Annotated in this window: 23 protein-coding genes; 7 read left to right on the plus strand and 16 right to left on the minus strand. The window is 38.2% G+C overall.

The annotated features are described in order from the left end of the window. Window positions 1-3: 3 nt before the first annotated feature. The 4 genes from ACWATA_RS19160 to galE all read right to left on the minus strand — a co-directional run bounded on the left by ACWATA_RS19160 (window position 4) and on the right by galE (window position 2,936). Window positions 4-690, minus strand: a complete 687-nt coding sequence (locus ACWATA_RS19160; RefSeq protein ID WP_473050108.1) for a YvcA-related protein — start codon at window positions 688-690, stop codon at window positions 4-6. Between the two features lie 258 nt (window positions 691-948). Continuing rightward, window positions 949-1,338 (minus strand): PepSY domain-containing protein, encoded by a 390-nt coding sequence (locus ACWATA_RS19165; protein ID WP_340843069.1) that lies wholly within the window; start codon window positions 1,336-1,338, stop codon window positions 949-951. 205 nt (window positions 1,339-1,543) lie between these two features. After that, window positions 1,544-1,726: a DUF3973 domain-containing protein gene (locus ACWATA_RS19170; RefSeq protein ID WP_013055747.1), complete on the minus strand. Its 183-nt coding sequence runs from the start codon at window positions 1,724-1,726 to the stop codon at window positions 1,544-1,546. A gap of 229 nt (window positions 1,727-1,955) precedes the next feature. Beyond that, window positions 1,956-2,936: a UDP-glucose 4-epimerase GalE gene (gene galE / locus ACWATA_RS19175; protein ID WP_028412269.1), complete on the minus strand. Its 981-nt coding sequence runs from the start codon at window positions 2,934-2,936 to the stop codon at window positions 1,956-1,958. A 239-nt stretch (window positions 2,937-3,175) separates the two neighbouring features. Here galE and ACWATA_RS19180 point away from each other — a divergent pair, with 239 nt between their 5' ends. Further along, a complete protein-coding gene (locus ACWATA_RS19180; RefSeq protein WP_311265090.1) occupies window positions 3,176-4,192 on the plus strand; it encodes an acyltransferase family protein in 1,017 nt (338 codons plus the stop codon). A gap of 38 nt (window positions 4,193-4,230) precedes the next feature. Here the strand turns inward: ACWATA_RS19180 and ACWATA_RS19185 are convergent, their stop codons facing one another. Together ACWATA_RS19185 and ACWATA_RS19190 are read right to left on the minus strand one after the other, a co-directional pair. Further along, the gene (locus tag ACWATA_RS19185) at window positions 4,231-5,115 is read right to left on the minus strand and encodes a fumarylacetoacetate hydrolase family protein (protein WP_473050109.1); all 885 of its coding nucleotides are present in this window, start codon (window positions 5,113-5,115) and stop codon (window positions 4,231-4,233) included. Next, window positions 5,112-6,311 carry an amidase gene (locus tag ACWATA_RS19190; protein ID WP_473050111.1) on the minus strand — a complete coding sequence of 400 codons (1,200 nt, stop codon included), beginning with the start codon at window positions 6,309-6,311 and terminating at the stop codon, window positions 5,112-5,114. Before ACWATA_RS19190 ends, ACWATA_RS19185 begins: the two co-directional genes overlap by 4 nt. A gap of 203 nt (window positions 6,312-6,514) precedes the next feature. Between ACWATA_RS19190 and ACWATA_RS19195 the strand changes: the two genes are divergently transcribed. From ACWATA_RS19195 to ACWATA_RS19205, 3 genes are all read left to right on the plus strand, one after another. Continuing rightward, entirely contained in the window at window positions 6,515-7,225 is a 711-nt protein-coding gene (locus tag ACWATA_RS19195; RefSeq protein ID WP_033578221.1) for a M50 family metallopeptidase, read from the plus strand. A 139-nt stretch (window positions 7,226-7,364) separates the two neighbouring features. Continuing rightward, complete coding sequence (locus ACWATA_RS19200; RefSeq protein ID WP_230683440.1) at window positions 7,365-8,087, plus strand: suppressor of fused domain protein; 723 nt, start codon at window positions 7,365-7,367, stop codon at window positions 8,085-8,087. A 184-nt stretch (window positions 8,088-8,271) separates the two neighbouring features. After that, entirely contained in the window at window positions 8,272-9,204 is a 933-nt protein-coding gene (locus ACWATA_RS19205; RefSeq protein WP_098626066.1) for an aldo/keto reductase, read from the plus strand. A gap of 37 nt (window positions 9,205-9,241) precedes the next feature. On the opposite strand, the gene ACWATA_RS19210 is transcribed toward ACWATA_RS19205, so the two are convergent. Together ACWATA_RS19210 and ACWATA_RS19215 are read right to left on the minus strand one after the other, a co-directional pair. Further along, on the minus strand, window positions 9,242-9,595 hold the full coding sequence (locus ACWATA_RS19210; protein ID WP_034269866.1) for a DUF4181 domain-containing protein: 354 nt from the start codon (window positions 9,593-9,595) through the stop codon (window positions 9,242-9,244). Window positions 9,596-9,627: 32 nt separating this feature from the next. Continuing rightward, the gene (locus ACWATA_RS19215) at window positions 9,628-10,497 is read right to left on the minus strand and encodes a LysR family transcriptional regulator (protein ID WP_034269863.1); all 870 of its coding nucleotides are present in this window, start codon (window positions 10,495-10,497) and stop codon (window positions 9,628-9,630) included. A 131-nt stretch (window positions 10,498-10,628) separates the two neighbouring features. On the opposite strand from ACWATA_RS19215, the gene ACWATA_RS19220 reads away from it, so the two are divergent. Next, the gene (locus ACWATA_RS19220; RefSeq protein WP_430053805.1) at window positions 10,629-11,303 is read left to right on the plus strand and encodes a class I SAM-dependent methyltransferase; all 675 of its coding nucleotides are present in this window, start codon (window positions 10,629-10,631) and stop codon (window positions 11,301-11,303) included. A gap of 569 nt (window positions 11,304-11,872) precedes the next feature. After that, complete coding sequence (locus ACWATA_RS19225; protein ID WP_014461286.1) at window positions 11,873-12,928, plus strand: L,D-transpeptidase family protein; 1,056 nt, start codon at window positions 11,873-11,875, stop codon at window positions 12,926-12,928. A 58-nt stretch (window positions 12,929-12,986) separates the two neighbouring features. Here ACWATA_RS19225 and ACWATA_RS19230 read toward each other — a convergent pair whose 3' ends face one another. Then, the gene (locus ACWATA_RS19230) at window positions 12,987-14,918 is read right to left on the minus strand and encodes a hypothetical protein (protein ID WP_430053807.1); all 1,932 of its coding nucleotides are present in this window, start codon (window positions 14,916-14,918) and stop codon (window positions 12,987-12,989) included. A 136-nt stretch (window positions 14,919-15,054) separates the two neighbouring features. Here ACWATA_RS19230 and ACWATA_RS19235 point away from each other — a divergent pair, with 136 nt between their 5' ends. After that, window positions 15,055-15,648, plus strand: a complete 594-nt coding sequence (locus tag ACWATA_RS19235) for a YdbC family protein (protein WP_013055735.1) — start codon at window positions 15,055-15,057, stop codon at window positions 15,646-15,648. A 32-nt stretch (window positions 15,649-15,680) separates the two neighbouring features. Here the strand turns inward: ACWATA_RS19235 and rpiA are convergent, their stop codons facing one another. The 7 genes from rpiA to ACWATA_RS19270 all read right to left on the minus strand — a co-directional run bounded on the left by rpiA (window position 15,681) and on the right by ACWATA_RS19270 (window position 21,277). Then, window positions 15,681-16,349 (minus strand): ribose-5-phosphate isomerase RpiA, encoded by a 669-nt coding sequence (rpiA, locus tag ACWATA_RS19240; RefSeq protein ID WP_098113750.1) that lies wholly within the window; start codon window positions 16,347-16,349, stop codon window positions 15,681-15,683. Between the two features lie 82 nt (window positions 16,350-16,431). Next, entirely contained in the window at window positions 16,432-17,022 is a 591-nt protein-coding gene (locus ACWATA_RS19245; RefSeq protein WP_047751546.1) for a YvcA-related protein, read from the minus strand. Between the two features lie 131 nt (window positions 17,023-17,153). Further along, the gene (locus ACWATA_RS19250; RefSeq protein ID WP_473050112.1) at window positions 17,154-17,912 is read right to left on the minus strand and encodes a carbon-nitrogen hydrolase family protein; all 759 of its coding nucleotides are present in this window, start codon (window positions 17,910-17,912) and stop codon (window positions 17,154-17,156) included. A gap of 96 nt (window positions 17,913-18,008) precedes the next feature. Further along, window positions 18,009-18,923, minus strand: coding sequence for an N-acetylmuramic acid 6-phosphate etherase (gene murQ / locus ACWATA_RS19255; protein ID WP_098626060.1), 915 nt, complete (start codon window positions 18,921-18,923; stop codon window positions 18,009-18,011). Between the two features lie 35 nt (window positions 18,924-18,958). Next, on the minus strand, window positions 18,959-19,852 hold the full coding sequence (locus ACWATA_RS19260; RefSeq protein ID WP_098626100.1) for a BadF/BadG/BcrA/BcrD ATPase family protein: 894 nt from the start codon (window positions 19,850-19,852) through the stop codon (window positions 18,959-18,961). Between the two features lie 4 nt (window positions 19,853-19,856). Beyond that, window positions 19,857-20,945: a DUF871 domain-containing protein gene (locus ACWATA_RS19265; protein ID WP_473050113.1), complete on the minus strand. Its 1,089-nt coding sequence runs from the start codon at window positions 20,943-20,945 to the stop codon at window positions 19,857-19,859. After that, window positions 20,942-21,277 (minus strand): PTS lactose/cellobiose transporter subunit IIA, encoded by a 336-nt coding sequence (locus tag ACWATA_RS19270; protein ID WP_098626056.1) that lies wholly within the window; start codon window positions 21,275-21,277, stop codon window positions 20,942-20,944. Before ACWATA_RS19270 ends, ACWATA_RS19265 begins: the two co-directional genes overlap by 4 nt. Between the last annotated feature and the right edge of the window lie 14 nt (window positions 21,278-21,291).

Here is a 21,291-nt window from a genome sequence, read left to right on the forward strand (position 1 = left end):
TACTTAATAAAGGTTTTTCACCTCGCTAAAATTAATACTTTTTAATATTGTCAAAAACCATAACTTCCTTTTTTCTTGGCTAGTTTCTGTACCTTCACCTATACTATCGTATGAAAATTCTATAACCTTATTAGAGTTTTTATCTGCTACATAAGCAGTATAAGTATTAGGTAAATGGATTTTACTGTTATGTACTACATGCCTTTCAGTTCCCTTGAAATATGCATAAGCATAGTCATAATATATGCGAGTATGTGAAGTTTCTATTTCTTTAGGATTATTGTTCTTTAATTGCTCTTCAAATAATCCCTTCACATAAACAGGTTCAGATTTCTTATCATTCTTTGAAAATTCAGTTTTAATATAGTATATTGATTTATTTTTTTCATCGATATTCCTATATGAAGCAGACCAATTTTCATATGATTTTCCATTTATAGAGTAATACTCTGAAGCATCATGCAACATTTGAAACTCCTCCGGAAACCACATCGTATACTGCCCTGTCTTTGACTTAAACTCATAAAACCCATCGTCCACTTTTTTATCTTTGTTTAAGAATTCACGCGTAAAGTGATCATCAAAAGCAGGGACGTTTGGGTATCGGCTTTCGTTTATCATCCATATTCCTCCTATTAAAATAGCAGCTCCTGCAATGACTGCAATAATGGTCTTCGTACGTTTTTTCATTGTCGCACACCCTTTTAGTTATGTTATAACCTATGTTTTATACATGTTCGATACTATCATACTTATAATGGGAGAGTCATAAGCAGAACGAATCAAAGAACCATAATTAGGAAGTGGTTATTTTTTACTATCACTTACCCTTTCTATTAAAGAAATAATCACTTCTTTTTTTATCATTGTTACCTTTATTAATGATTTCTCTCAATAAAGAAAACCCCACTTTCAACAAAGTGAGGTTGATTACATAATATAGGACGTTTACTGAATGTTTCGCTCTCCTTGTGCCAGCACATCAATTTCAGCGTCAATTTTCACGCTGTGGGTTTTCCCATCAAGTCCAAGAATCACAATTTCATACTGCTTGTTAGTGAGAACAATCGATTCGATAATACCTTTATGCTGTCTTAACGCGTATGCTTTTGCACGGCTTTTGGTTAAAGGAATCGTTTTTTCTTTCAAAACATTGCCGGTTTCGGCGTTAATTTTTACTTTGTGCTCTTCTCCGTTTAACGTAAGGATGTCTACTGTATAAATAGGAAGAGTGAGTATTTTACTCAGCGATATGGATTTGACAATGCCTTTATGTTCTTTTAATGCGAGAAGCTTTGCTTGTTCTTTCAACAAAAGTGATTGTTTTTCAGAAATCATTTGACGCCATCCTTTCTAGTTTATAAAACGGACTGCTGTTTCAATTTCTTAACGTACCATATCCTATGTATACGTCTACTAACTAGTATAGCGGGCTTGTCTTAAATTTCTCTTAATATTACATGAAAGATAGCTGAAGAAAGCTGTTATTCACTGAAAAAACTAGACCTGGTTAGATCTAGCTTCTTATTGGTGAATGTGAATTCTACATTTTTTTCGTTTCGAATCGTTCTACGGCTCTCATTTGTTTGATTGATGGGGATTTGTGGACGCACATGCCTAGATGGACTTTTTGAAGCAAATAGGGATCAATGTAAAAACCATTTTGAAAGATGTTTTCTTTTTCCTGTTCGTCATGAAATTTGGAGCATCTTACACAGTAATACATATCATAACCTCCTTGCGGGCTATTTTATAAACGGGGATAGTTGTGAGTGGTATATTTACCTATAGCATATGGAAAAGAATAAAAGTCGTGCTTGTTTAGCGAAAATGTCCAAAAAGAAGAAGGCTTGTTCGTGGGCTAAAACACTGGATTTTAAAAATGATTATTTAGAACATAAATCAACTTAATCGTAACAAAAAAGCCTCTTTCAAAGAAAAAAGAGGCCTTTTTGTTAATTTGTTACTTTTGCGCTGTTTTGATGCCATTTCCAAGCTGATGCGATGATTTTTTCTAATGAAATTTGCGCTTTCCAGCCTAATTCTGCGTGAATTTTATCAGAAGATGCGACTAAGCGTGCCGGATCTCCAGCGCGGCGGTCTGCCATTACAACATTCGCTTTTTTACCCGTTACTTTTTCACACGTTTCGATCACTTCTTTTACAGAGTAGCCAAGGCCGTTTCCAAGGTTGTACGTTGCTGTTTTCTTCGTGCCGTCTAACAGTGCCTGAAGCGCTGAAATGTGAGCATTTGCTAGGTCCGTTACGTGAATGTAGTCACGGATGCACGTTCCGTCTGCAGTATCGTAGTCTGAGCCGAATACAGAGATGTTTTCACGTTCACCAAGCAGGTGCTGAAGAATGATTGGAATTAAGTGCGTTTCAGGATCATGGCACTCGCCAATTTCTGCTGTTTCGTAAGCACCCGCTGCGTTGAAGTAACGAAGCACAACATATTCCATGTCGTAAGCACTTGCAAAGTCAGCTAAAATCTGTTCGATCATTAACTTTGAACGTCCGTACGGATTAATTGGGTTTGTTGCCGTATCTTCTGTAATGATATCTACAGAAGGAATCCCGTATGTAGCAGCAGTAGATGAAAAAATAAACTTTTTCACATTGTGCTTCATCATCGTTTGTAAAAGGGTTAACGTCGCAGCTACGTTATTTTGATAATATTTAAGAGGATCTGTTACTGACTCCCCTACTAAACTATTAGCAGCAAAATGCATGACAGCATCAATTTTATGATTTGTGAATACGCTTTCTAAATCTTTCTCATTACCTAGATTTCCTTCTACGAATACCGCTTTCTCATCGATTGCCCAGCGGTGACCCGTTGATAGATTATCAAGTACCACAACTTCATTTGTTTTCACTAATTCTTTTACTAGGTGGCTTCCGATATAGCCTGCTCCTCCGATGACTAAAATCATACTGTCAGTCAGCTCCTTTTTATTAAGTGTCGCTACAGATATCGTACCCGTTTCTTTTCCATTTGTAAATATTTCATTTTTCAGTATCCTGCAGCGATACGGTTATATTTTTTATTAGTATAGACAATCAATATGAACTCATTATGAAGAAAAGGGAAGGAAATTTTTATTGCTCTTTTTCACAGAGAATTAGATAATATAGCAGGAACTAATTTACTTATTAAAGGAATGAAAGCTTAATGAGCAAACACCATTCATGGCTAGATGCGCTAAAAGGATTATGTATTCTTACAGTAGTGGCAGGGCATTCTGGCAGCCCTTTTTTTCATCATTATTTCTTTTGGTTTCACATGCCTCTCTTTTTTATGATTAGCGGCTATCTGTTTCACTCACGTTCTAGAATACAAGAAGTACGAGAATGGATTTTGAAAAAATGGATGCGTTTACTTATCCCTTATTTTTCATTTGGCCTGTTAATAGCAGCCCTTATTTTTGTTCAAACATTTAACGTTCGGGAAGTGTTACTAAACATCTACCATTTATGTATTGGCGGGAGAACTCTCGGATATTATTACGGTGTTTTTTGGTTTGTCACTTGTTTATTCTTAACTCACCTTGTTTTTGCCTATGCAGCTCTACTGATTAAAAGAAAAAGCTCAATGGTTCTTTTCTTAGCTCTATGCTATTTCATCGCTCATATTTATGTCAGCTTTCCATTTCTTCAGCAAAAAAACATTATATGGAGCGCCAATTCCGTTTTGCTATCCATTTGTTATTACGCAATTGGATATTACAGCAGACAAGCTTTTTCGTTTGTTGAGAGAAAAAGCACCGTAATTCTGAGCAGCTTGATCATTTTATTGATTGTAGTTTTAGAAAAGCTCAGCGTTCTTTCTTATACATTAGATATTAAAGCAAACGTTTATACATGGCTGCTTGATTTGATTATTCCTCTTTGCGCGGCAAGCATTCTTGTATATATAAGCAAAAAAATGAGCTTAACAAAGTGGAGTAAGCCTTTTGAATACGTGGGGAAATCCTCGTTTACCATTATGTTTTTGCACGTACCGGTTACTATTTTAATAGAAAAATACACCGGCATATCTACCGTCTTTTTATACATAGTAATGGGAACATTGATTCCTTTGATATGTCATGTATTGTTCAAACAATTTCTTCTTACAAACGCATTATTTTTAGGTGCGTTTCCTATTCCGAAAAAGGACAGTGGACAAACACTTCCAGTTTCGAAATAAACAGTCATGTAACCCCTGTTCTTTACAGGGGTTATTTACTAGATTTGCTGAGGCACTTTCTTCATATCTTTCACTTTATTTTTTAATGGAAGCATGCCTTCAATATGGCATTCAATACAGTCCCCGTCTTCAATAACAGCGGGTCCCGGCGTTCCGGTTAAGATGATATCACCTGGATGCAGCGTCATGACTTTTGAGAAAAATGAAACACAGTATGCGATGTCGTAAATCATATTAGACACGGTATTTTCATGCTGCATGTCTCCGTTTAGCAATGTGCGCACTTGAAGTGATTTCACGTTTGATATGCTTTCTTTTGTGATAAATTCTGAGCCTATACTGCAAAATGTATCAAAGCTTTTCGCTCGCATTAAGTAGCGATGATTCGCCGCGTGAATATCAGCTGCGGTTACGTCAATGGCTGACGTATAACCAGCAATTACGTTCATGGCTTCATCTGGCTCTATATCCTTACACGTTTCGCCGATTACCACCGCTAGTTCCGCTTCAGCCGTTGTTTTGTAGGACTGCTTTGGAATACGAATGCTGTCATCTGGTCCAATAATGGCGGTTGCGGGTTTCAAAAAACTAACTGGATCAATGGCACGGTCGTAGTCTTTTAGTTTTTCTTCAGAAGCTGCATAATTAAATCCAATGCCTAACAATTTTGACGGATTACTAATGATAGGAGCTGTTTTTCTGCCCTGCAAGTGCAGTGCGGGAAAAGAGCTGTTCATACCAAATTTATTATGGGCGTACCATCTTTCAAGGTGGCGAAGTTCTTTATATTGAATAAGATCCCAAATTGTTGTAGACCAGTTTGTTAAATATTTAGCATTAATATCTTCTATAAGCAGAATGCTGTCATTGTCTAAAATAGCTGCTTGTTCTTTCCCTTGCTCTATTATATTTACTAACTTCATGATACGCTCCTTACCGATGCTTGAATGATATGATCGCTGTTTTCTTTTACCCAATTTAATAATTTTTCATCTTGGTTGTATCCCGCAATAAAAGATAAGCCGATTGGCAAACCGTCTAGTTCTCCCGCAGGTATCGTAACTTGCGGAAGTCCGCTTAGTCCGGCAATACACGTCATTTGAAGTGTTCGCAATCTTCTGTTTTCTAACTTCGGTCCTTTTGCATCTTTTATAGGCGCGGGTCCTGGAGCTGTAGGAAGCACTAATATTCCGTCTTCTCCAAGCTGTGAGTACATAAAATAGCGAAGTTCACGACGCTTTTCTTCTATATAATTCATATTTAATAAGGTAAGAGTGCTCGCCCATTGAAAGCGGCTTCCGATATCGTCTCCAAACGTTGGGTTTTCTTTTTGAATCCATTCTCCGTGCGTTTGCCAAATTTCTTTTCCTTGCAGCAAACGAAAAGTTTCCATATATGTAGAAAAACCCTGGGGGGCAATTACTATTTCTTCTGTAGTAGAAAAAGACTTCATTACGTGCTTAATAGGTGGTGCAAGAGCTTGCATGCTTTGTTCATCCACAAGTTCCATAACGTCTGTTGCTACATAAAGTCTTGTAAAACCGCTAGCACGCGACGTTGAGTTCAATAAAACCGCTCCTACTTTTTGCAGAGTGTGGCCGTCTCTAGCCATTACACCAACTGTATCAAAGCTTGGAGCAAGTGGAATTAGACCGTTTGTAGAAATGCGTCCGTGAGAAGGACGATACCCAAAAATACCGCAGTAGCTTGACGGAATTCGAACCGATCCTCCCGTATCTGTTCCAATCGCAAAATCAGTTATTCCCGCTGCGACAGCAACCGCTGATCCGCTCGAAGAGCCTCCCGGAATTCGATCTGCGCCTTTTGGGTTTACCGGTGTTCCATAATGCGCGTTTTCTCCATTTAGTCCGTACATAAGCTCGTCCGTGTGCGTAACTCCCTTTAGCGCAGCTCCTTCTTTTAAAAGAGCAGCTACTACATCTGCATGTTCGCTTGCAGGCTGATGCGTGGCGAGCCAATCCGGATTTCCTGCACTTGATATATGTCCTTGTACATCAAATACGTCTTTTAACGCAAAACTCAAGTTATTTAACATCCCCGTTCCCGTTGGAGGTACGTAAAGATCACTGTCTACAAATGCGTTCCACGTATCTTTCATTCAACCATCTCCTCATTTCTTATATCTGTTTAGAATATAAAATTTGGAATAAGTTGGTCAATGAATGTGTCAGGTCTGTTTACACTAATATTATGTAAGTCTCCCAACTTCTCTTTTCCTAGAGAAACTAGCCGTTTCATTTCCCTTTTAGCACGTTTGCGAGTAAAGTAGAAACATATCATTTTACGAAAAGGACTATCGCGATGGAACAATCTACTACGCTTTTCTTATTTATTTTATTAGCTTTTGTGCTAACAAGAGGCATTCCATTTATAGGTTCATTTGCTCCTAGCATTAATACACTGCTTAGGCATATTGGACGTTATTTTTCAAATTTAAATACGATGTTTCATGAAGATGGCCACGCGTTAATGGGGCTTATTGTCGGAAAAGGCGTCAATCGCATTGAGCTTTACACCAATAATGAAGGTGTAGCTGTGACTGCCACCTACGCGGGATCCCGTGGATGGCTGCCGCGCGTCATTATTGCCTTAGCCGGCTACCCGTTCAGCTCAGCAATGGCTTATTTGTTTTTCTACCTGCTCGTTCACAACCACTACGACTGGCTTTTTTACGGGTTAGGAAGTGTTGTTGTTATTAATTTACTGCTTTGGGTACGTAACGGATACGGAATTGTATGGCTATTTTCTATCGGTTTGATCCTCGGAGGCATCTATTATCTGCAAGATCCACAGCTTATGCGCTACAGCATGATGTTTGTTGGTGCACTGTTACTTGTAGAATCTCTATTTTCCGCCTTTATTATTTTTGTGTTAAGCATCAAATACCCAAACGATGCGGGTGACGCTACAAGTTTAAAGCAGCTTACCCATCTTTCAGCACGCTTTTGGGGATTTTTATTTTTCGCACAGGCCGTTTATGTGGCTTATTTGATTTTTCACCTGATTTATTAAAGACAAAATTCTATAATCCCCCGAGAAAACTTTGGGAATTTTATAATTTAAAGGAATAATTTACTTTTATACACTAAATAATGGTTTACGAGTTCCCTAAATGAGGTATATATTGGGTACTATGAAGTCGTAAAGAGGTGTGGGATACTTGTCATTATTTTTAAAGTGGAAGCAAAAGAAGCAGGAAAAAGAAGTAGAGCGTGTTCTTGAGGAATCAATCTCAAAAAGAAAAGACTACTGGAACACAATTGGACATGTAGACGGAGACGTATTAACTCATTTGTTAAATCCCATGTTTTTTGGCGGGCCTGCTTGGCCGTCTGGACGTCAAACTTTTATTCGTGTTCAAAAAACAGAGACGGTTATTTTAGCAAGCGACGGCTTGTCCGATCCGTTTCAACTACCTGAAGAAAAGAGCCAAAGACAAGGAAAGGGATTAGAATTCTATATCGAATGCGATGATGAATCTCTTCGCGGACCTTTATCGGATATTCAGGATCACTGGGCATTTGACCTTCTTTATCAAATGAGTCAAAATGCTGCCGCTCACCCTAATATGCTAGAACTATTCATGAAACATGATGTTCTTTCAATTGAATTTACGGATTTGGACGTACCGCCTCATTTTGTAAATAAAAATGGAGATATTGGTGTATTGCTAGGAGTTCAGTCTCCTTCTGTTTCAGCTAGCCTCTCTTTACCTTACGAATCTATTAAACTGATTAGCATGAAGCTTCTTACACCAAACGAATTAGATTATGTGCGCGAACAAGGAGCGCAAGGACGCAGGCAGCTCGCTGAAACATTTCAGCTGTCAAAAAGTTATCATATTACCATGACTAAAAGAGAGTCTCTTATTTAAAAGAGGTTCTTTTTTTATTTCTGCTATTGAAATAGAGCCACGTAGAATATACTCCTTATTTACGTGTAACTCAAGTTCACATACTTTTTTAAAGCTGCTTTTCATATGAGCTTACTATTTTTGATTCGTGGTATATTTTGCTATAGTAAAAAAGAAGATATAAAAAAGGAGATGGACGTTAGACATGGCAGAAAAAGTGCAGATTGGAAAATCCGAATTATATGTTAATCCTATTGGACTTGGAACAAACGCTGTAGGAGGACATAACTTATATCCTAACCTAAACGAAGAAGTCGGCAAAGACCTTGTTCATAAGGCGCTAGATAATGGCATAAACCTACTTGATACAGCGTTCATTTATGGTCCTAAACGTTCTGAAGAATTAATTGGCGAAGTGCTAAAAGAACGCGGGAATCGTGAAGAAGCGGTGATCGCTACAAAAGGAGCACATAAAATTGTTGGAGATGAAGTACTGCTAGACAATTCTCCTGCATTTTTAAAACAGTCGGTTGAAGATAGCTTAAAACGCCTTCAAACAGATTATATCGATTTATATTATATTCACTTTCCAGATAAAAACACACCTAAAGACGAAGCGGTTGGTGCGTTAAAAGAATTAAAAGATGAAGGTAAGATCCGTTCTATTGGCGTATCAAACTTCTCGTTAGATCAGTTAAAAGAAGCAAATAAAGATGGTTATGTAGACGTGGTACAAGGCCAATATAACTTAATTCAGCGAGAAGCAGAAAACGATATTTTACCTTATACGGCTGCAAACCGCATTTCATTTATTCCATACTTTCCGCTAGCTGCTGGTTTACTTGCTGGGAAATATGATAAAAATACAAAGTTTAATGACCTGCGCGAAGATATGCCTCATTTTATCGGCGAAGCATTTCAGCAAAATCTAGAAAAAGTAGAGCGTCTTCGTCAAATCTCTAGCTCGAAAGGCGTAGAAGTAGCTCACCTTGTTCTGGCTTGGTACTTAACGCGCGATTCAATTGATGTATTAATTCCAGGAGCAAAACGCGCTGATCAAGTACTTGATAACTTAAAAACATTAGATGTTCAGCTCACTTCTTCTGAAATTAAAGACATTGATCATATTTTTAAATAATATAAAAAGAGCTTTGCCATAGGTAAAGCTCTTTTTTCTATACAATTCCGCTGACTAATAGAACAAAAGCTGTAAAGAAGAATCCCATCTGTACAAAGCTTGTTACGTACTCTTTCGTTTCTTGTTTGTATTTCCATTCATCTATACTTTTTAACAAAATATTCACGACTAAAAATAGGAAAGATACGATATAAGGCTCTACAAACATAAAGATCATATCAAATAACAGACAAAGAACAAAAGCTATCGTCACATATTTATCCCATCGGCCTAAAGCTAGACTTTCATACTCATATTTTCCCCAAAATTTGCTGCGAGGGATATCAAGGACTTTTCTCAAGATAACGTCTGCTAAGACCGCTGCTGCTACAAGTATTATTAATATATACATTGCCATCCCCCCTTCCTTTTTATGGTATCATTTCAACTCGTTTCTGTTAAGGTCTCAGCTACAAAGTGCTTAAACTGCTTTGTTTCTTCCGTTTCACCTTTTGTTACGATATACGTATGTGAAGAAGGCCGGATAATTTTTTGCTGTGAAATGACGCTTAACGTTTGATTTTCAACTTCCTTTTTCACCATAGAAAATGGCAAATAAGATACGCCTAAACCTTCTTCAATAAAGCGCTTTGTAATTTCTACTTGCGTCACAGGAAGCAGCTGAATGTGAGGATAACAAGCCTTGATTTGAAGGAGTAAATCTTCCCAATAAACAGGATGATTATTCGTAAGCAGCCGGTAGGAAGATAACAGCTCCTGTTCCGTACGTGCCTCTGCAGAAAACGGGGCAACTAAGACTGCTTTTTCTTTATGAATTAACTCATAAAAAACGTCTGCCTGACCCGGAAGCATCCTTGTTAATCCAATATCTGACCTTCTGTCGCTGATGTCTTTTCCCACTTGAAACGAATTTGTGATATTAACCGTTACTTCAATATGGGGATATCTCTCTACAAATTGTTTGATGAGGCTTGGTAAAACAGATGCTGCTATTTGAGGAGCAGCGGATATAGTCAGTTTTCGGTTATATCCTTGCTTCCATAACTTAAAATTTCCTACTCCTTCTTCATATGCCCTCACCATTTTTTGAGCATGAGGCAAAAAAAAGCGTCCTGCCTCAGTCAGCGTGATGTATTTACCTTTTTTTTCAAAAAGCTCAGCACCTAACTCTTGCTGCAGTCGCTGAATATGCTTTGATACAGCAGGCTGTGTTAAAAATAAATCTTCAGACGCTTGCCTGAAATTTTCATAAGAAGCCGCTATGATGAATGTTTTTAACCATTTGATCTCCATTTTCTTCTCTCCATCTCTTTCTATTCATAACAAACTGGAATCAATACTGCTTATTTTTGTTTATTTTCTTTTCTACCAAACTTCTATACGATATATGTATCTCAATATTACCAAATAAAGGAGCTGTAAAAATGAAAAATAACGTGAAAGAAAAATTTAATGCTCATGCTTCTCAGTATGATGAGCAGCGCCGCAAACTTATTCCTTGTTTTTTTGATTTTTATTCCATTCCCGTTTCTCTTCTTCACTTTTCAAATAAGCCGCTTCGCGTACTTGATATCGGAGCAGGTACGGGATTGTTTTCTTCTTTTGTCAAAGAAAGATACCCAGATGCTCATTTCACGTTGATTGACGTGTCAGATCAAATGCTTGAAAAAGCCAAGGAGCGCTTTAAAAACGAACAGAATATGGAATTTATTGTATCAGATATAACAAGCTACGAATTTGAACACTCATTCGACATTGTAATTTCGTCACTTGCTATTCATCATTTAGAAGACGAACAAAAGCAAAAGCTGTATGGTCAAATTTATCATTTACTGCATACAGGAGGAATATTTATTAATGCCGATCAAGTATTAGGCCATTCTTCTATTATTGAAGAGTTATATAAAAAAGACTGGAGTGAAAGAATTGCCGCAAGCGGATTAACGCATGAGCAAATTAAGGCTGCTCATGAACGTACGAAGTTAGATAAAATGGCAACTTTACATGACCAGTTAAATTGGCTAACAGCAAGCGGGTTTAGCACGGTGGATTGCATCTATAAATTTTTTAATTTTGTTGTAGTGTATGCTCAAAAATAACGGTTTAAAAACTACTTGTCTCTTTGCAAGTAGTTTTTTTACTCTGTTCCTCCCTATATTCGAATAAGAATATTTATCTATTTCCACAAAACTACGCATACTTCTTTTCCAGTTTCGTATATCTAATAATAGCTTCGTTCTCCTGAACTTTTGAATTTTTTGTACATAAAACCCATATAAAGTATTTTTATACTATTTTATGTCTTTTTATGGTATAAAAAATACAACTATGTTACAATATGATTACAAAACAATCTATATAACGCTTTCATTTCTTTACACGAAAATAAAGAACTGGAAAGGATGTGCTGCTTATGTAAATGTGAATCCGCTAGATTAGTAAACTTATATTCTTAAAGTTGTACAAATCATCAAGAAAAACTTAGTTATTCTTATTATTATAAATTCCCGCTAGTAAAGTCTTTCTACTTAATGATTTCCTTATTAAGCGCATACATACAGGTATAGAAAATGCAGCTATTCGTCTTTTATTTTATTAGTGAAGAATTTATAGCACTGCTCAAAGCACCATACGTTTTTCATTAATGCAGCCTAAGGAGGCGCAGCACATGGCAAATAGAATATCAAGAACAACAATCGTACTCATAGCGGCTATTCTAGCTCTAGCCTGCTTGTTTGTAGGCGTTCCAAAAACAGAAGCTGCTTCAACACCATCTCATTTAATTATCATTAACAAAGCAACAAATAAACTCGCTTATTACCAAAATGGTTCACTTGTCCGAACGTTTTCAGTCGCAACAGGACGCACGCAGTCTCTTACACCAGAAGGGCATTTCAAAGTAGTGAATAAAATTGTCAATCGCCCTTATTACTCAGGGAACATTCCTGGTGGAGACCCTAGAAATCCTCTTGGCAACCGCTGGCTGGGTCTAAATGCGAGAGGTACATACGGCACGACGTATGCTATTCATGGAAATAATAATCCTGCTTCCATTGGCAAATATGTAAGCAGCGGATGCGTTCGTATGTACGATGAAGAAGTGGCATGGTTATTTAGTAAAGTGACCGTCGGTACACCGGTTGTGATTACAACTTCTTCTAAATCATTTAATGACATTGCAGCAGCAAACGGGTACAACGTTTCTGGAAACTCAGGTTCTACTCCAGCTCCTTCTACAGGAACTGTTTTAAAGAAAGGCAGTAAAGGAAATGCAGTTAAAGAACTTCAGCAGAAGCTAACTTCACTTGGCTATAACACAAAAGGTACGGACGGTGTGTTCGGTGCCAATACAGATTCAGCTGTGCGTAAGTTCCAAAAAGACCACGGCTTAACGGCTGACGGTATTGTTGGTCCATCAACGTATAAAGCTTTAGGAAACCCTGGAACCAACCCGACACCAACAAATCCGACAAATCCAAAGCCAACAAACCCACCAGCGGATACAACAATTAACACAAAACAAACGCTTAAAAAAGGCAGCAAAGGCAGCAATGTTCAAGCTCTTCAAAAGAAATTAACGGCGCTTGGCTATGATACAAAAGGCACGGACGGTATCTTCGGCGCCAATACAGAAGCTGCTGTGCGTAAGTTTCAAAAAGACAATAAGCTAGCAGTGGACGGCGTGGCCGGACCTAATACGTTAACTGCTATTTCCAAACGCTAATAGAGCCTGAAATCAGGCTCTGTTTTTTTATTTATAAACCTCTTTTTACACGGACTCCTTAATGAACCATTACGCCGTCTTTCTTTTCTACCACATACTTAATCAATTGATAAACCGTTCTCATAAGAATTTGCTGCTGATAGATATCGTTTTTGGCAGGAATCACACTTTCTATGACCCTGCTATATTTATACGGCTGATCGTCTTCTTCTTCTTTATAAAGAGCTAGCCAGTCCTTACGGGTATTTTCAAGCAGCTGTTCGTTGAAATAGGAATAAACGACGGTTGCGAACTCACCTGCCAACTCTTGAATAACCTGCTGTCGGTCGGTGACCGAATGATAGGTACTTGACCATCCAGACGGCTGACTTAAAAAATGCTCATACACAGATGAAATAACGGCGGACGCAATAGCTGGTACCGGTCCTTCATTCTCTCCTAAGGAAATGTTTAAACACGTTTCTCTGTCCATATAAGGAATGTTCAGCGACTCCATTGCTTCATAAAAAGCCTGCGAGACAGTCAAGTTTAAATAAATAGGATGCAGCTCTTGCTGCTTTTTTCTCGTTTCTGATACTAAAGCTGCCTTTAAGTCTTTATACAGAAAGTGACTCTCTTCGGATTCCTTGTGTACACATTCTAAAACAGACGTATTCCCTACTGTTAAATAGTAGTGAAGCTGCTTTCTCATAAGAGGTGAAACGCTTTTAAGCGCACCATCTATCAATTTAGCCATGGCATGTTTTTTAGCATAATCCGTACGGCAGCTTGGAGAGGTAAGCAAATCTCCGTGTGTAACACAAACGTTTACCTTAGCACCGTGCCCATGTACGATGAGCTGCTGAAGAAATTGAATATCTAATTCTTTAAGCCCATGATGTACGTATAAAATAGAAGCTGCTTGTTTAAAAGAATCGTGGATGGTGCCCGTATATTCAACAGATGGATGCTCGCAAATCGCTACCCCTTTTTTAAAAGAAAAAGGGCCGGAAACTTCAATTCTACGAAACAATGGATAAATAAGGCGTCCGTTATTTTCTTCTTCTTCATTTGTTAGCGGATCAAAGAAAGACAGCTCTTTTGCTGTGAGACGGCAGGATATTGGCCAGTCGTCTTCTCCTATTTCCCACGTTCCTTCCTTGTATTCTCTCAACCGAGATTCAATTGCCAGAAGCATTTGCTCAGTGATCTTCCTACATTCAAGCCGCTTATGCCATACCTCTGCAAAATCTCTTCCTTCTTGATCAACAGCGTCTTTTACTATTTCACTTTCTCGTTTAATTGCATCTACAAATTGTTTGAATGAACTATTTTCGTCGCTCATTCTTAAAGGAACATCATCATTAAAATAACGGGCTTTGTATGGGATATCTCCCAAAGGAGCGCGCAGATTAAAAGAGGAATCTCCGTGTAATAACTCAAAGACCAAGTCATAATCCGTGCCTCCTTCAGCATACACTTCAGCGCTTCTTAGTAGGATATTCTCCACTTTCCTTTGCACTTCACTTCGCGTAAAAAAAGAGACGGCAGCTTCATAGTGTTGGGAATCCTTCACCTTATACGTAGCAGAATAAGCGCCTTTACTGCCTATTCCTAGAAAGCCGCACTCCTTTTTTATACCAAGAAGCTGGCGGATTAAAGATGTTTTGCCGCTTCCTTGTTCTCCTATTACATGAACGTACTCATACTCGCTGTCAATTTGTTCGCTTGTCTTTTTTTCAATATCGTTATAAAAAGCATTCACTACTCGTTCATCATACCTTGCTTTTGCTCTTCCTTTTGCAGTACTTGTCCAAAAATCCTGCACTCTCAGCAGTTCATTCATCTCTTCAACCAACATGTCAATTTCATCGTGTTGCTCTGTATACATAAACCGTTTAACAAACGGGTGCGATCTTCCTCTTTCATCTTTTTTAAACGGATGCTGAAACATAATTGACCAGCCTTTTCGCGTAGGAGACTGACAGGCTTTTGCACGAAAAACTTTCATTCATTTCCCCTTCTTTCCCTAACATTGTCCTATTTGAAATGTATGGCTTTTAAAGGGGGGATATGTCTATCATTTTCCTCTTTTTAGAAGGATTTTTCCTGCATTTATCGAAGTAATTAATTGAGGTGATGGGAGAATGTTGACAAAAATTGTGAAATGCAGCATACCGACTGATAAAAAAGCATCTTTTTCATATACGCAACAGCATTGGGCTGCTCTTGCACACGTGAATGGTTTCATTGGCCAATTAGGGGGTTGGAACGTGGAAGATGAAACAGATGCTTGTATTCTAGCTCTGTGGGAAGATGGAACAACTTATCAAGAATTCATGAAGCATACTCATGATTCTATTTTTTATAAAAGCAAGCAGGATCAAACATATACGAATTTGGACGTTTCAACATCAGATCCGTCCTACTTCATCGGAGCACGCTACAATTATTATAGAAGCAGCGCCATTGAAAGCCGTTATTTAGTAAAGACGGAAATTGAAGTCGATTTTTACGACAAAGAAGATATTCATGAGATGGTAAAAAGCTTGATAAATCCTTCTTATCGCTGTTTATCTCACGTTGTATCACCAATCGAGCATAGCAAGCTTGTCATTTTTTCATTATACGGATCTGCTTGTCCGCAAAAAACAATTGATACTTTCGTTCATCCAAATGTACTGAACGCGTCTCAATACATATATCAATTAGAGAAAAATTGGAACGTTCTTTCCAATTAAAAAATAGAAGCCTAGGCCCGACGCCAAAGCTTCTATTTTTTTATGATATGAACCTCTTGTTTTTGTACGGTAATGACTTCCTCCGTCATTCCTACAAACAAACCGCTTTCTACTACGCCTGGAATCATTGTAAGCTGTTTTTCCAGCACAGCAGGATTTTCAATTTCTGAAAAATGGCAGTCTAGAATATAATTTCCGTTATCAGTGATAAACGGCGTATGATCATCTAAAAGCCTAAGCTGCGGTACACAACCTGCACTGCGAATATGCTTCGCCGTCATTTCCCAGCCAAAACGTATAACTTCAACAGGAAGAGGAAAAGCTCCTAGCGTCTTCACTATTTTCTTAGAATCCGCAATCACGATAAACCGCTTCGCTGCGTACGCAATCATTTTTTCTCGAAGCAGCGCGCCTCCTCCTCCTTTAATTAAAGAAAGCTCGCTATCCACTTCATCCGCTCCGTCAATTGCTATATCAATATATTCAACATCTGCTAAGGTAACAATAGGAATACCTAGTTTCCTTGCCAGTTCTTCTGTTTTTTGAGAAGTAGGAACCGCTTTGATGTTTAATCCATTTTTTACTCGTTCACCTAGTTTGACAATTGTATAATAAGCTGTTGAACCTGTTCCTAGCCCTACAATCATTCCATCTTCAACAAATTGTGCTGCTTTTTCACCAACTGCTTGTTTTTCAATCATACGAAGGCCTCCTTACTCATATTGTACCCGTTTACATAAAAAAGCAAAAGCATTATGAATCCTTACGAAAAAACTCAGCTGACTATTCAGCTGAGTTTTTTTGAAACTGTGTATTTAGAAGAATTTTTTCTACCCAATACTGCTGTTTTGTACTGTTTGTCTGTTCGCTGCTTCTGAGTTCAAACGTATAGTAAATATACCTGCTTGAATAATCATCATTCACATAAGCATGATAAATGCTATGCTTTCCATCTCTTGTTTGTTTTTTCACATAAATCGTTGCATTTTTACCTTTTAACATGTAATCAGGCTGAAACGCATCCATTTTTTTTTGAGCTGCTTTACTTTTTTTCTTAGAAAATAAAGCCGTTATTTTCCCAGCATTGTATGAATCATTTTCCTTCGTTGATGCTGTCCATACTTCACTTTCATCTTCACTGCTTTTATAAGAAGATTTATGAATAACATACTGAAGCGGAAACCACATGCTATATTGATTGGTATCCGAAGTAAATAATTCAAATCCATTGTCTGTTTGTTCATGATCGACCAAAAACGTACTCGTAAACTTATCTGCCTGGGCTTCACTTTTAAATTTCCCGCTTTGAAACAGCCAAATTCCTACGGCAATGACCAATGCTCCAGCTACTGATGCGGCTTTTTTTCGATCCATTGTTTCCACACACCTTTTAATACCCCTTTAACTTTCGATAATACCATATTCATGTTTACATCGTCATAAGGAGAAATAACCAAAGGATTATCAGAGCGCACATGCTAATTTAACTAGAAAAATAAACTTTTTTACAATAGTAAATTGGATAACAAGCGCTGAGCTAACAGCCGGTTTGCTTTGCCGGGCTCTATCGTATACGTTAGTAATTCCTGCTTTTCAGCTTCCGCTTTTATCAAACATTCACCCTTTGGAGAAAGAAGAGAAGTTGTACTTTTTTGGTTCTCTAAGGCATAATTCACGCTTGCAAAATAAATACCATTCTCCGTACTTCTTGCAATCATTGCATAATCATAAAACTTCGGATCTGGTACTTCACCAGTAAACTGTGGATGAAACACAATGCTTGCTCCTCTTACAGCAGCCCATCGAACAGTTTCAGGATAGCGCCATCCCTCGTGGCAAATAACAATACCGAATTTCACGCCGTTTATTTCAAACAACTTGCGGCCATTTCCAGGCTTATAACCAAATTGATCTTCTGCTGGATCGATTTGATTTTTAGTTTGATACCCTAATTCTTTTCCATTTTCATCAATTACAAAAGCAGTTAAATGCATTCCAAGTTCGTCACGCCATTCCAGTGGTAAAATTACGTTGAGCTTTAACTGTTTGGCAAGAAACTTAACTTTATAAAGCGCATTTTGTTGAATTTCGTGATTGTATGTCTCAACTTCAAAACCAACTCCTCTAAGTCCCGGCACAATTGATTCTGGAAAACATACAAGGTTACATCCTTCTTCTGCTGCTTGTTTCATACAATTTTCTACCGTTGCTATACCCTCTGCGGCTGACTTTGGAAATCTCACTTGCGCTAACCCAATTTTCATTCATTGCTCCTCCACTTCCAACATCATAAAAAACTCATGCTACTAGCGTAACATGAGTTTTTTATCTTTACGTAAATAATTTAATTTGCTGGCGGCTTAATCTTTAATCTGCTGTTCCTTTGCTTCTCCAATCGCTTTTTTTAAATGTCCGTCATGTTTATCAAGCAGCCGGTGCACTTCATCACCTTCTATAGAAGTAAGAAGCGCAAGGATAGCGGCTTTTGGCGTTTTGTATGTTTGTAAACTTTCCGCTGCCTCTTCTGATGAGACGCCTGTTAGTTCTGCAATAATATTTTTAGCACGCTGTACGAGTTTATCATTAGTCGGCTGTACGTCTACCATTAGATTGCTGTAGACTTTACCGATTTGAATCATAGAAGCGGTCGTCAGCATATTAAGAACAAGCTTTTGAGCAGTTCCGGCTTTCATTCTTGTAGAACCTGTTACAACTTCCGGCCCTGATTCTGCTACTATTGCATATTTTGCTTCTTGTTCCATAGCTGATTGAGGAGAATTTACAACGCAGCCCGTTACTGCCCCCAGGCTGTTTGCATACGCAAGCGCTGAGAGTGTATAAGGAGTTCTTCCACTTGCAGCTATCCCTACAAGAATATCTTTATTTGATAAATTAATCGCTTTCAAATCTTCTATCGCTTGTTTCTTATTATCTTCTGCTCCTTCTAACGCATGCCGGAGCGCCTTGTCTCCCCCGGCTATGATCCCAATTACTTGTTCGGCAGGTGTACCGAATGTTGGTACACATTCAGATGCATCTAACACGCCTAGCCGCCCGCTTGTACCTGCTCCGATATAAATCAGACGTCCTCCTTGTTTAAAAGCACTGACAATTTCATCTACTAACAGAGCAATAACAGGCAGCACCTTATTGATTGCCTGAGGCACTTGGTGATCTTCTTCATTAATTTTTTTTACAATTTCCAGGCTTGATAATTCATCAATGTTTAACGTTTGCGGATTGCGTTTTTCTGTTAAGATATGATTTAAGTTCACTGTGATCCCCTGCCTTTTCCACGATCATTTTTTCTCTATTGATACTCTTTCATGAACAGCTGATAAGCTCCTTTAGCAGATGATACTCGCTGTGTTGCCCACTGGATATAGTTTATTTCTTTTTCACATGTTTTTTTATAAACATTAAACACTTCTGGAACTTCCGTTAAAATGCTGCCTTTGCATGCCAGCAAGCAGCTCCCTTCAAACCGCTGTTTCTTATACAAATGAAGAGTCATGTTTGCAAGGTTCTTTCCAGCCCGTTGAAGAATGTCACTTGCTTCTTGTTTACAATTTCTCGCTTGATTTACAACAAGCGGAGTGAGTGAAGCAACTTCTGATTTAGGAGATGAATAGACAAACTTTTTTATATCGTGTATGGTGTCTGCTTTTACATGTTGCAAGATTGTCTGACTAAGGCTGCTGTACGGACGGTTTTGATCATGCTCTTTCGTCAGCAATATCAGTGCTTGAAGACCAATCCAATATCCGCTTCCTTCATCTCCAAGAAGGTGTCCCCACCCTCCACCGTATTCATACACTCCATCTTTTTTACCAATGCTGACAGCTCCAGTTCCTGCAATGGTTAAAATCCCTTCTTTTCCATGCAGTAGTGCTTCATGTGCAATCATGGCGTCATCATATAAACCTACTTCTACTTGATAACGATTATAAAAATATCGTTTTATTTCTTCTTTGGATAATGCTTTACTTCCAGCAAGTCCTAGTGAAATGCCTTTACATGTATGACCAGCAAGCTCAGTTTTGCACGCCATAATACATTCATCAATATGAGTAATAGCCGTGTTGTAATTAATGAGTAAATTGCCGTAACCGCTTTTTGAAGCAGCGAGCTGTTGGCCGTCTAAGCTGTACGCAACGGCTTCTGTTTTTGTTCCCCCGCCGTCAATACTAATAATATAGTCCATTTCATCACCGCTCACAAAAAGCAAATTTATCCCATGGCTGCAGTTCATTTAATAAGAAAATTTCCTCTTCCGCAATGCGGCCTACTACGTTTGTTTTACCTGAGTTCTCCATGTCTAACAGCGCAATTTGCAGCTCTCCTTTGTACTGACCGTAGAGTTCATTTTCTATTAAAATATCGCCTCTTCGAATGGAAGGAGTATGCGTAGGCTTGAATTCTTCTTTTTTATATTTTACTCGGCTTTGCGTAGAGCGAATTAAATAATCCGATACGTCTCCGCGGTAAAAATGAAACTCTTCTAGCACAATTTTTTTCTCAAGCTCGGTAATCGTATCATACAGATTCACATTAAAGGTAAAGCGCTCTTGCTGAACAACATCACGCAGCGCCTTCATTTCTTCTTCCGATGCATAAGCATTCGCAATGATTGCACAATCAATTAATCCCGTTTTAAAAAGATGCTTAGCCTGCACGTGGATCGGAAGCGTACGATGCATTTCAAGCGTACAAAGCCCTTCAGTAACAGGCCACGGTCCAAAAGTAGCATTTGGTGAATTAATAAACGCTGCTGTTTCAAGGTTATGTTCTTTAAACAACGCTGAACACTTCATAAAGTGATCATACGACAATCCCGCATATCGATGAGGATAGAAGTTGTGCGACCCCAATAGCTGTTTTCGATTCGGCTGGTAACTTAAAATATTATCAACATACTTTGTTGCATTACTCATATTAATTTCAATTTTTAAGCCGTATGGATTAAAGGTCATAATGGACTCTTCATTTCCCGTATAGCCTAGATCAAGACGAATAGCATAAGCCCCTAATTCTTGAAAAAAAGATAGATCATCATAAGAAATGCCAAGCGCTCCAAATACGCGAGGAGCGATATCCACTACTACTTCCATCTCTAGCTCATTGGCAAACTCAATGATTTCTTTAAAATTTGCCATTACTTTTTTCTGATCGCCTTCAACAGAAAGCAAGCACGTAAAAATGCGGGTAAATCCGTATTGATGCGCAAGTGCTATATACGCTTTATCTTTTTCCACAGTCGAATGTTCCGGATAAATCGCAATACCTAGCTTTTTCATTGATTTTCGCCTTCTTTTTTAAATTTTTTAATAAGCTTAATCATATGTTCAATTAATTTTTGCTCTGAAATAGCCGTCATTAAATGATCTTGTGCGTGAATTAAAAGCAGCGACTTTTCAATTGTTTTTCCGTTCAATTCACGTTGAATAAGCGCAGTTTGCGTTTTATGAGCATGGCTGAGCTCTTCTTGAGACTGCCTTAAAAGTTCGTCAGCTTTATTAAAATCATAATCTTCAGCTGCTTCTAACGCTTCATATGCCAGTGACCTAGCATTTCCTCCGTATGCAATAAGTTCAAAAATTTCATTTTCCATATTTGCTGCTTCTGTCATTTCTTCCATCCCCT

The organism is Priestia sp. USM5 (assembly GCF_058323215.1).